At 49.4% G+C, this 8,880-nt stretch carries 16 protein-coding genes and 2 pseudogenes; 15 read left to right on the top strand and 3 right to left on the bottom strand.

Annotated features, from left to right (window positions below):
- Positions 1-32: 32 nt before the first annotated feature.
- Both CSK29544_RS10470 and CSK29544_RS10465 read right to left on the bottom strand, forming a co-directional pair.
- The gene (locus CSK29544_RS10470; RefSeq protein ID WP_029039742.1) at positions 33-314 is read right to left on the bottom strand and encodes a CII family transcriptional regulator; all 282 of its coding nucleotides are present in this window, start codon (positions 312-314) and stop codon (positions 33-35) included.
- A gap of 114 nt (positions 315-428) precedes the next feature.
- Entirely contained in the window at positions 429-644 is a 216-nt protein-coding gene (locus tag CSK29544_RS10465) for a helix-turn-helix transcriptional regulator (RefSeq protein WP_029039743.1), read from the bottom strand.
- 113 nt (positions 645-757) lie between these two features.
- Between CSK29544_RS10465 and CSK29544_RS10460 the strand changes: the two genes are divergently transcribed.
- From CSK29544_RS10460 to CSK29544_RS22745, 7 genes and pseudogenes are all read left to right on the top strand, one after another.
- A complete protein-coding gene (locus tag CSK29544_RS10460; protein WP_029039744.1) occupies positions 758-1,417 on the top strand; it encodes a LexA family protein in 660 nt (219 codons plus the stop codon).
- Between the two features lie 303 nt (positions 1,418-1,720).
- Positions 1,721-1,966, top strand: coding sequence for a hypothetical protein (locus CSK29544_RS22750; protein WP_071844242.1), 246 nt, complete (start codon positions 1,721-1,723; stop codon positions 1,964-1,966).
- Positions 1,967-2,425: 459 nt separating this feature from the next.
- Positions 2,426-2,728, top strand: a complete 303-nt coding sequence (locus CSK29544_RS10450; RefSeq protein WP_007893356.1) for a hypothetical protein — start codon at positions 2,426-2,428, stop codon at positions 2,726-2,728.
- 17 nt (positions 2,729-2,745) lie between these two features.
- The gene (locus CSK29544_RS10445) at positions 2,746-3,330 is read left to right on the top strand and encodes a pentapeptide repeat-containing protein (RefSeq protein WP_046623016.1); all 585 of its coding nucleotides are present in this window, start codon (positions 2,746-2,748) and stop codon (positions 3,328-3,330) included.
- A 44-nt stretch (positions 3,331-3,374) separates the two neighbouring features.
- Positions 3,375-3,554 (top strand): hypothetical protein, encoded by a 180-nt coding sequence (locus CSK29544_RS10440; RefSeq protein WP_032975650.1) that lies wholly within the window; start codon positions 3,375-3,377, stop codon positions 3,552-3,554.
- Between the two features lie 120 nt (positions 3,555-3,674).
- Complete coding sequence (locus tag CSK29544_RS10435; RefSeq protein ID WP_007893358.1) at positions 3,675-3,902, top strand: hypothetical protein; 228 nt, start codon at positions 3,675-3,677, stop codon at positions 3,900-3,902.
- Positions 3,903-3,987: 85 nt separating this feature from the next.
- Positions 3,988-4,221: pseudogene (locus CSK29544_RS22745) on the top strand (cell envelope biogenesis protein TolA); the annotation flags it as partial.
- Here CSK29544_RS22745 and CSK29544_RS10430 read toward each other — a convergent pair.
- Positions 4,212-5,380, bottom strand: a protein-coding gene (locus CSK29544_RS10430; RefSeq protein ID WP_085959001.1) for an IS3 family transposase whose coding sequence is annotated in 2 segments (ribosomal slippage) — positions 4,212-5,131 and positions 5,131-5,380 — 1,170 coding nt in all. Because the reading frame shifts where the segments join, the coding sequence is not laid out codon by codon here. The pseudogene CSK29544_RS22745 and the gene CSK29544_RS10430 sit on opposite strands and share 10 nt — an antisense overlap.
- 72 nt (positions 5,381-5,452) lie before the next feature.
- Here CSK29544_RS10430 and CSK29544_RS10420 point away from each other — a divergent pair.
- From CSK29544_RS10420 to CSK29544_RS10390, 8 genes and pseudogenes are all read left to right on the top strand, one after another.
- Positions 5,453-6,208 (top strand): annotated as a pseudogene (locus CSK29544_RS10420) (cell envelope biogenesis protein TolA); the annotation flags it as partial.
- 25 nt (positions 6,209-6,233) lie between these two features.
- Positions 6,234-6,392: a protease FtsH-inhibitory lysogeny factor CIII gene (locus CSK29544_RS22735; RefSeq protein ID WP_071603025.1), complete on the top strand. Its 159-nt coding sequence runs from the start codon at positions 6,234-6,236 to the stop codon at positions 6,390-6,392.
- On the top strand, positions 6,373-6,561 hold the full coding sequence (locus CSK29544_RS10415) for a DUF5444 family protein (RefSeq protein ID WP_007893360.1): 189 nt from the start codon (positions 6,373-6,375) through the stop codon (positions 6,559-6,561). The genes CSK29544_RS22735 and CSK29544_RS10415 overlap by 20 nt, the downstream gene beginning before the upstream one ends.
- Positions 6,551-6,694 carry a phage-type recombination accessory function protein gene (locus tag CSK29544_RS24560; protein WP_007841605.1) on the top strand — a complete coding sequence of 48 codons (144 nt, stop codon included), beginning with the start codon at positions 6,551-6,553 and terminating at the stop codon, positions 6,692-6,694. Before CSK29544_RS10415 ends, CSK29544_RS24560 begins: the two co-directional genes overlap by 11 nt.
- Complete coding sequence (locus CSK29544_RS10405) at positions 6,691-7,314, top strand: ERF family protein (protein WP_007893363.1); 624 nt, start codon at positions 6,691-6,693, stop codon at positions 7,312-7,314. The genes CSK29544_RS24560 and CSK29544_RS10405 overlap by 4 nt, the downstream gene beginning before the upstream one ends.
- Complete coding sequence (locus CSK29544_RS22040; RefSeq protein ID WP_029039530.1) at positions 7,315-7,842, top strand: HNH endonuclease; 528 nt, start codon at positions 7,315-7,317, stop codon at positions 7,840-7,842. It abuts the gene before it with no gap.
- Positions 7,826-8,323 (top strand): single-stranded DNA-binding protein, encoded by a 498-nt coding sequence (gene ssb / locus CSK29544_RS10395; protein WP_029039531.1) that lies wholly within the window; start codon positions 7,826-7,828, stop codon positions 8,321-8,323. Before CSK29544_RS22040 ends, ssb begins: the two co-directional genes overlap by 17 nt.
- Before the next feature lie 8 nt (positions 8,324-8,331).
- Positions 8,332-8,880 carry a 3'-5' exonuclease gene (locus CSK29544_RS10390; protein WP_029039532.1) on the top strand — a complete coding sequence of 183 codons (549 nt, stop codon included), beginning with the start codon at positions 8,332-8,334 and terminating at the stop codon, positions 8,878-8,880.

Raw genomic sequence — 8,880 nt, 5'->3', positions numbered from 1 at the left:
TTACTCCTGTTACTTGGCGTAACACAGTGTTCTTAAGCCTCTAAGAATTCACCGTTCTTAGGGGCTTTTTCTTTGGTAATTCCTTCCAGTGCATGCCTGAATGCACGACTGATCGGACTGATATCTGAATCCATCCCAAACGCGCACAGAACTGATGCTATGAAGCGCCAGTCTGTCCGGCTTATCTTCGATTCATGACACCCCACCATCTTCGCCAGTCCACGCTGTGTGACCGTAGAGAGATTGATGAGTAAGTCTGTCTCTGCGCGGTCGATGTCGCGCTGGGATGGCTTGCTATAACTTGCGTTTTCCATTCGGTATTCTTCCTTTGTTGTTTAGATACGTGCGCAGACCGTGGGGTCTGCCACTTGGTTTTTGCTTACCCGGTTAGAGGTGAGCGGCCAGAACTGTTAAAGAGCGGGTACTGCTTAGGCGGCTGACCGTTCCGGAGGGAACACGTCGTCTAATTTCACTTTTGCACCGAGCTTATTAAGCGTCTTAACTAGGTGTCGGCATGTTTTCAGGTCCGGTTGGCGACGTCCTGCTTCCCAGTGACCAATGGCACCTTGAGTACACCCTATAATCTCGGCCAGAGCTGCTTGGGAGATTCGAACCTTCTCCCGGTACATTTTTAAATTGCTCATATAGGCTCCATGCTGTGTTTCAAATCAATAATACACATCGTACTTTTGAATCGCAAGCTAAAAAATACGCATTGTGCATGGATGCAAACAATACACTGCGTAATAATTAGCTTATGAAAACGACCTGGAATGAACTGGCTAAAACCAGAATGAAAGAGCTTGGTGTAACCCAAGAAGATCTCGCTGAGGCTTTAGGCAAAACTCAGGGTGGGGTTGGTCATTGGCTTAGAGGAATGCGGAACCCTTCCTTGCAGGAAATCGGTTCAATCTTTGAGTATTTGGGTATTTACGATGTGAAATTTAACTCTGATGGTACTTTCACTATTGGTGATAAGCCATTAGATAAACCAGTTAAAAAACAGTATGAGTACCCGTTATTTTCTTCAGTGCAGGCCGGGCCATTTTCGGAGGTGGGAAGCTACACAGCCAGCGATGCAAAGGCATGGGTACCAACGACCACAAAAGCCAGCGAAAAAGCTTTCTGGCTTGAGGTGAAAGGCCATTCTATGACTGCGCCACAGGGCGTAAGGCCGAGCTTTCCTGAGGGTATGCTAATACTCGTAGACCCGGCCGAACCGGTAGAGTCTGGGGATTTCTGCGTAGCTTCTGCAAATGGTGATTCAGAGGCAACGTTCAAGAAGTATGAGAAGGATGCAGGGGTTAGTTACCTGGTGCCTTTAAACCCGGCATACAGAACCCTGGATTGCGACCATAGCTGCCGCATCATAGGCAAGGTAGTTAAGGCGCAGTGGCCTGAAGAGACGTTTGGGTGATATTTCTGATAAGAGAGAGAGGTCGCAGAGATGCGGCCTTTTTTATTGGATGGAATTACAGGTGTAAAAAAAATCAGCCATAAGCTGATCATTTTGTTGAAGTTTCTTTTTTGCCTGGGTAGTATCCCGCTGTTGTGTGATCGTTTTCTGATCACCAATAAAGGGAAACCCCGTGAAAGGTCGAAGTTTCACGGGGTTGAAAAAACATCGGCTAGAATGTTTTCTTGAGATCTCAATTGGGGAGATTAACTCAAGCGATATCCCATGTAAAGCATTCGATGCCACATTTTTTGAGGCATTAGAATGAAACATATTTGCCATAAGAACCATCGTTACAATCCAATGTTTAGCGTTCTCCCTGAAAACCAAGGGAAGACAGGCCGCCATAAATGCCCAGGATGTGCATTTGAGCTTGCCATGCTGAATAAAGCCCAGGGCATCCCAGCCTCCAATGACGACTCTATATTGGCCGAGCTTCCTGAAAGTCAGGCAGGAACAGTTCGTCATAAAGACGCGTTTGCGGCTTATCAACTGGCTTATAAATACTGATCCCCAAACCCGGCCACCGCGCCGGGTTTTTTATTGCCTGCACATAACTATCACGCCAGCACCTGCCAGCCTATCTAGGTGTATGCGCCCACCTCAACACAGCCTCCTCCTTGACCATACCATCCCTCCACTCATTTTTTCACTAACAACAACCTTGTTGTTAGTTACATCAAATTAAAATCCTTTTAAATACATAACGATGCATCATTATTTAAGTATTTTATACATTTCGTATTGACGATAAGCAAATACACATCGTACTATTAAGTCATCAGCAGGACGCTGGTAGCCAAACGGAACAGATTGGCATCGCTCTTTAACATTGATGAACTCTCAACCTAACCGTTGAGACCAGAACCCAGGTGGTTTTGGAGATGGCGCGAATTGCAGCTCACAGAAGCAACCAGAAGATAAGCATCTGGCGCGCCATGTACCTAAACCACTTAACAGGAGGTCAGTATGGCAACCATCATCTGGAAAGAAGCAAAAGGCACTGCCAAGAGCCGCTATAAAGCGCGCCGGGCCGCCAAGATTGAACAGGCACAGCAAGACGCTTCTCTTGCGCGCCGAATCGAACAGAAGCTCTCTGGTTGCGTCAGAGCAGACCGAGCCACTTCGCTCGTAGCTCTCCGCGACAAGAAACCGGAAGTAACCGAACGCAAGCGTAACCCGGCATACAAGAAGCCGGTTAACCACCCTACCCACTTGATTAACGCGCACCAGAAAATGCGCGGTAAATCGATTCCGGCCTCCTACGACTAATCAAAAGGATTAACAAAATGAACTCTGCTGAATTATCAAAAATTCTGGATGAGCACAAAGTGTGGGTGACTTCGTTTGGTGAAAACGGATCTAAAGCCGACCTGAGCGGTGCCGACCTGAGCGGTGCCAACCTGAGCGGTGCCGACCTGAGCTGTGCCAACCTGTACGGTGCCAACCTGTACGGTGCCAACCTGTACGGTGCCGACCTGTACGGTGCCAACCTGTACGGTGCCAACCTGCGCGGTGCCGACCTGTACGGTGCCAACCTGCGCGGTGCCGACCTGAGCTGTGCCAACCTGTACGGTGCCAACCTGTACGGTGCCAACCTGCGCGGTGCCAACCTGCCTGATCTCACATACGTAATCATAGGTGAGAAATACTTCATCAGCATCACGAACGGTGAATATGTGCGAGTTGGGTGCCAGAACCACACCGCAGAGGAATGGCGTAAATACAGCAAGCATGAAATTGCTGAAATGGATGGTCGTAAGGCCCTGAAGTTTTACCCACGCTTGCTGGATATTATTGATTTCTATCTTGGCAAGGGTGAAAGACCAGGCTGGTTAACCATCAAAGAATACGCAGATGAGGTCGCAGAATAAGCGGCCTTTCTTTTTGGCAGCAAGCCACTTATCTGAGGTGAGATATGGATGAGGAAGTCGAATGCGACATATGCGGCAAAGGGATTGCTGCGGTTGCCGTTTACAGTGGCGATGGTAATGAAGAGTTGTGCCACGAATGCTATCACGACATTTACGACATAGATGATGAGGCCGTTGAATATCAGCCGATATCCGATAGCCGATTCATGGAGTCGGTTATCTGATGCAATCCGCATCATAACCAAGACAGGAGACGAAGACCTGTTCTGGTTATTGGAGAAACCCTCATCATCCCCTGAAGTTGTTCGCCATCTCCGGAGGGCTTTTTTTCGCCTGGAGGAAATATGAGCATTGCAGAAATGCAAATCGACTGCCGTGAAGTTCGCATTGAAGGTGTGCGCTATGACCTTATTCGAGTGGTTGCTGACTGGGTTGATACTGATGATGTAATGGAGGCAATTAAACGCAATGGAGACATTGAGGAAGCCTTGGATTGTTTATCAGAACAGGATGTGATCGAGTGGCTTAAAAAGAAAGGATACACAATCACTGACGATACTGAAGCCGCCTAAGCGCGGCTTTTTCATGCCTGCATATCAACAGAGATTCACGAGTCTCTATCGCTATGCAATCACACACAACATAAGGAACCAGCCCATGAGTGAAACAACGGATTTAGTTGTTATTGAGAAAGCGAATGCAATGACAGTCTTCAAATCTACTGACCAGATTGAAGATATTCTCCAGAAAGTTGAGCGTGAAGTTATGTCCTTTGTGCCTGATGTTACTACGGCAAAGGGCAGAAAGGAGATCGCTTCTCTGGCATATAAAGTTGCACAGACAAAAACCTATCTTGATGGTCTTGGCAAAGACTGTAGTGGTCAACTAAAACTGGCCACCGCGTTAGAGTTTTTCCAGTATCGGTTTTCCGATTCGTTTGGTGGTAACCCACAGTTATATTCATGCGGCCTGAGCGCGCTGTAATACCCAACGATATAGTCCGTTATAGCGTGAGCTGCTTCGCTGAAGCTTACGTAGCCCGTCATCGGCACCCATTCGTTCTTCAGGCTCCTGAAGAAGCGCTCCATTGGGCTATTATCCCAGCAGTTTCCGCGCCGGCTCATACTCTGCTTGATTCGGTATCGCCACAGTAACTGCCGGAACTGCCTGCTCGTATAATGACTGCCCTGATCGCTGTGGAACATTAACCCCATGGGCTTACCGCGAGTTTCCCATGCCATTTCCAGCGCTTTCATGGTGAGCCTGCTGTCCGGCGAGAACGACATTGCCCAGCCCACTGGTTTTCTTGCGAATAGGTCGAGGACAACGGCGAGGTACGCCCAGCGTTTACCTGTCCAGATATAGGTCACATCACCGCACCACACCTGGTTTGGCTCTGTTACGGCGAACTGTCGCTCAAGATGATTCGGGATAGCAACGTGCTCATGCCCCCCACGCTTATACCGGTGAGTCGGCTGCTGACAACTGACCAGCCCCAGCTCTTTCATGAGTCTGCCAGCGAGCCAGCGCCCCATCTGGTAGCCTCTCTGGGTTGCCATTGTGGCGATGCTCCTTGCTCCGGCTGAACCGTGGCTGATGTTATGCAGCTCCAGCACCTGGCTTCGTAATACAGCCCGCATGCCGTCTGGTTTTTCAGGACGGTTTTGCCAGTATTTGTAGCTGCTGCGATGAACCCCGAACACGTGGCAGAGAGAGGCCACTGGATAACGCGCCCTGAGTTTCCCGATTAACGAGAACTGTTCAGGGAGTCTGACATCAAGAGCGCGGTAGCCTTTTTTAGAATATCGTTTTCCATTTCAATACGTTGTAGCTTTTTCTTCAGCTCACGTATTTCGATTTGTTCTGGTGTTATCGGAGAGGCTTTTGGTGTTTTGCCCTGACGCTCTTCACGCAGTTGCTTGACCCATTTTGTCATCGTGGAAAGACCGACATCCATAGCCTTAGCGGCATCAGAGACGGTGTAGTTTTGATCGACAACCAGCTGAGCGGATTCGCGTTTGAATTCAGGACTAAAATTTCTTCGTTTCATTGGTGCACCTATATTGTTCTGAGGTGAGCATATCACCTCTGTTCAGGTGGCCAAATTCAGTAAACCACTTCAGACCTAGTTGCTGAGCTGAAAGAGATTCCAAAGCTAATCGATGCAAACCGCAAGACAGTTCGCGATCGCCTGGATGAGCTGAAAGAGAAAGCCCGTCAGCCATTGACTGATTATGAAGTCGAGCAAGAACGCATTAAGCAGGAAGAAGAAGCTAAGCGGGCTGCAGAGGAGCTAGCTAAGAAGATTGAATCAGATCATGAAATGGCTTTGCTGATGAATGACGCTTTCGACCGTGAGTTAGCAGAAAAGAAAGCTGAACAGGAACGCCAGCGCATTGCACATGAAGAGGAAATCAAACGGCAGGCTGAAGAGCGCGCTAAGCGTGAGGCAGAGGAAAAAGCAGCAGCAGAAATAGCAGCAGCCAAGAAGCGCGAAGAAGACGCCATTGCTGCAAAAGCACAGGCAGAGCTTCTTGCTAAGCAGGAAAAAGAAAAAGCTGAACGCGAAGCCAAAGAGTCGCTAGAGCGAGCCGAACGTGAGAAGCAGGAAGCTATAGAAGCAGAGAGAAAGAAAGCTCAGGATGAAGCCGACCGCATTCGTCGTGAAGCAGAAGAAAAAGAAGCGGCACGACTGGCAGAGGAAAAACGAATCAAGGATGAAGAAAAGCGCCGCGCACAAGATAAAGCGCATCGCAAAGAAGTGAATAACAAAATACTCGCTGACCTTATCAAGGTCGGAGCAAGCGAGGATGTAGCCAAGAGCATCATCACCGCAATCGTAAAAGGCGAAGTCTTCGCCACTCGCATCGCTTACTAATAAATCTAAACAAAAGGAACCACCCATGATTCTAGCAATCGCGGGAGGCGCTCGCATGGGTGCTTTCCAGCTACACGAATCCCTACTCGATCGCATCACACGCAAGTTACGCACTGGCTGGAAAAAGCTGGCCGACATCCTCTCTCAACCCGGAGTGCCTAACCATGACTATTGTCCCTGTTAACGGAACCATTCTGGTTCAACAAGGTAATCGCGAGTTCAACAAGCTCTATGAAGCTGCATTCCCGGACACGGATGACGGACGGCACTTAGCCTATGAATGGGCGTGGGAAATCGCGATGGGATGGAATGATATTCAGGACGACGACTGGAACAAAAAACATGCTGCATGAATTAGAAGACGACGACTTTATCGCTCTCATCTCTCCTGAAATTGAAGAAGAGGTGGAGCAGCAAATTAACCTGGCGGCTGAACGCATGAATCAGCCTATTACATGGCAAGAGTTCGCGGGGAATTACTCATGACAGAGAAGCTTGTTTATCAGGCAATCAGCGCTGTAGCCAAGGAAATGGCGGCAACGGGCATCAGCAAGGACAGGACGAACACCCAGCAAAACTTCAAGTTTCGCGGCATCGATCAGGTCTATAACGCACTGGCTCCGGCGCTGGTTAATCACGGACTCCTCATCCTCCCCCGCATCACTGAGCGCACCGTAACCGAGCGCACGACTCCAAAAGGCACTGTCCTGTTCTATGTGGTGGTTAAAGCAGAGTTCGATTTTGTGAGCACAAAGGACGGCAGCGTTCACACGGTAGTCACCTACGGCGAAGCGATGGATAGCGGAGACAAGGCCACGAACAAGGCCATGTCGATTGCCTACAAATACGCAGCGTTTCAGGCGTTCTGCATTCCGACAGAAGAGACGGCGATTGATGCTGACGCGGAGGTTCACCACATCCATCCTGCTGATGCTGACACCATTCTGGCTGAGTTCACCCAGTATGCAGGCACCGAGAACGACGCGAAGAAATTGCAGGAGCAATACGCATCAACATGGACGCGCCTTAACGGCTTCCCTGAACACCAGACTAAGTGCAAAGACGTAACCGGCATCCGAATCAAAGAACTGAAACAGGCGGCATAAATGGCGAGCAAAGGCGTAATAGAGCTTTACGCTTCTGGCATGAGCATTCCGCAGATTTCATCAACCACCGGCTTACCGCAATCCACAGTAAGACATCACTGCAAGAAAGCAGGCATTTTACGCAGCCGAGGTGATGGAATTCGTAGGGCGGCCGAAGATGGAAGGCTTGGGCAAAACAAAGGGAAGACGCGCATTTTCAGTGAAGAGTGGAAGCGCAACATCAGTGCAGGGAAGCTCAAGCATGCAGATGAACATGCCAGAGGCTACAGAATAAACAGCTCCGGTTACAAGGAGTTTACCAGAGGTGAGCACAAGGGGCGCTCAGAGCACGTAGTTGTCATGGAATCAATAATCGGGCGTCGAATAAAGCGCAACGAACACGTCCACCATAAAGACCGCAACAAGCTGAATAATCACCCTTCAAACCTTCAATTACTAACAATATCTGAGCACTCAGCACTTCATCGGAAAGAGGATGCCGAGGCCGGAGTTATTCGCAGGAGAAATAAAGATGGGACATGGAGTTAATCGCGTAATTTTACTCGGCCACCTCGGGCAAGACCCTGAGGTTCGCTACATGCCTAATGGCGGAGCGGTAACAAGTCTTCGCCTCGCAACATCTGAATCGTGGCGAGACAAGCAGACCGGCGAGATGAAAGAAGTGACCGAATGGCACAGCGTCGTGCTGTACGGGAAACTGGCGGAAGTGGCGGGCGAATTTCTGCGTAAAGGCTCGCAGGTTTACATCGAAGGTCAGCTGCGCACCCGTAAGTGGCAGGATCAGAGCGGTCAGGATCGCTACTCAACCGAAGTCGTGGTGAACGTCGGCGGCACCATGCAGATGCTGGGTGGAAAGCAGCAGTCAGACCAGCCGAAACAGCAATCCCAGACAACAAAACAAAAACCGCCATCGCAGCAGTCTTCAGTCCCACCTATGGACTTTGATGATGACATACCTTTCGCTCCTGCGACATTACCATTTCCTCGCCACACCATTCAGGCTATTTAAGGATGAATATGAACCATTTAATGCTTGACCTCGAAACTATGGGTAATGGCCCATACGCGCCTGTTATCTCCATCGGCGCAACGTTCTTCGAACCAACGACAGGCGATATTGGAGAAGACTTCTCAGTTAACGTGTCGCTTGAATCATCAATGCGATACCGAGCCAGACCGGACGCATCAACAATCCTGTGGTGGATGGAGCAAAGTGCTGATGCGCGTCAGTCGTTAACAACTGAAACGGCATCCCTTCCTGATTCCTTGACATGGCTCAGCGAGTTCATCAGCAAGCATGCAAACCCTCGCTTTGTTCAGGTTTGGGGGAATGGAGCTTCATTCGACTGCGTAATTCTGCGCAATAGCTACGCGCTGGCGGGAATAGATGCCCCATGGCAATGGTGGAATGATCGTGATGTAAGGACTGTCGTCGAGATTGGGAAGGCCCTAGGATTTGACCCTAAGCGCGACATGCCATTCGAGGGTACTCGTCACAACGCATTAGACGATGCAATTCATCAGGCTAAATACGTTTCTGCTATCTGGAAGAAACTAATCAATTAA

Origin of the sequence: Cronobacter sakazakii (genome assembly GCF_000982825.1) — a bacterium.
Lineage (GTDB): Bacteria > Pseudomonadota > Gammaproteobacteria > Enterobacterales > Enterobacteriaceae > Cronobacter > Cronobacter sakazakii.
The sequence above is the reverse complement of the archived record's forward strand: the minus strand, read 5'-3'. Positions and strand labels throughout refer to the sequence as shown.

Bases quoted from the DNA above. Each gene is read 5' to 3' on its own strand.
- CSK29544_RS10470 (WP_029039742.1), bottom strand. From the start codon at position 314: ATGGAAAACGCAAGTTATAGCAAGCCATCCCAGCGCGACATCGACCGC.
- CSK29544_RS10465 (WP_029039743.1), bottom strand. From the start codon at position 644: ATGAGCAATTTAAAAATGTACCGGGAGAAGGTTCGAATCTCCCAAGCA.
- CSK29544_RS10460 (WP_029039744.1), top strand. From the start codon at position 758: ATGAAAACGACCTGGAATGAACTGGCTAAAACCAGAATGAAAGAGCTT.
- CSK29544_RS22750 (WP_071844242.1), top strand. From the start codon at position 1,721: ATGAAACATATTTGCCATAAGAACCATCGTTACAATCCAATGTTTAGC.
- CSK29544_RS10450 (WP_007893356.1), top strand. From the start codon at position 2,426: ATGGCAACCATCATCTGGAAAGAAGCAAAAGGCACTGCCAAGAGCCGC.
- CSK29544_RS10445 (WP_046623016.1), top strand. From the start codon at position 2,746: ATGAACTCTGCTGAATTATCAAAAATTCTGGATGAGCACAAAGTGTGG.
- CSK29544_RS10440 (WP_032975650.1), top strand. From the start codon at position 3,375: ATGGATGAGGAAGTCGAATGCGACATATGCGGCAAAGGGATTGCTGCG.
- CSK29544_RS10435 (WP_007893358.1), top strand. From the start codon at position 3,675: ATGAGCATTGCAGAAATGCAAATCGACTGCCGTGAAGTTCGCATTGAA.
- CSK29544_RS22735 (WP_071603025.1), top strand. From the start codon at position 6,234: ATGATTCTAGCAATCGCGGGAGGCGCTCGCATGGGTGCTTTCCAGCTA.
- CSK29544_RS10415 (WP_007893360.1), top strand. From the start codon at position 6,373: ATGACTATTGTCCCTGTTAACGGAACCATTCTGGTTCAACAAGGTAAT.
- CSK29544_RS24560 (WP_007841605.1), top strand. From the start codon at position 6,551: ATGCTGCATGAATTAGAAGACGACGACTTTATCGCTCTCATCTCTCCT.
- CSK29544_RS10405 (WP_007893363.1), top strand. From the start codon at position 6,691: ATGACAGAGAAGCTTGTTTATCAGGCAATCAGCGCTGTAGCCAAGGAA.
- CSK29544_RS22040 (WP_029039530.1), top strand. From the start codon at position 7,315: ATGGCGAGCAAAGGCGTAATAGAGCTTTACGCTTCTGGCATGAGCATT.
- ssb (WP_029039531.1), top strand. From the start codon at position 7,826: ATGGGACATGGAGTTAATCGCGTAATTTTACTCGGCCACCTCGGGCAA.
- CSK29544_RS10390 (WP_029039532.1), top strand. From the start codon at position 8,332: ATGAACCATTTAATGCTTGACCTCGAAACTATGGGTAATGGCCCATAC.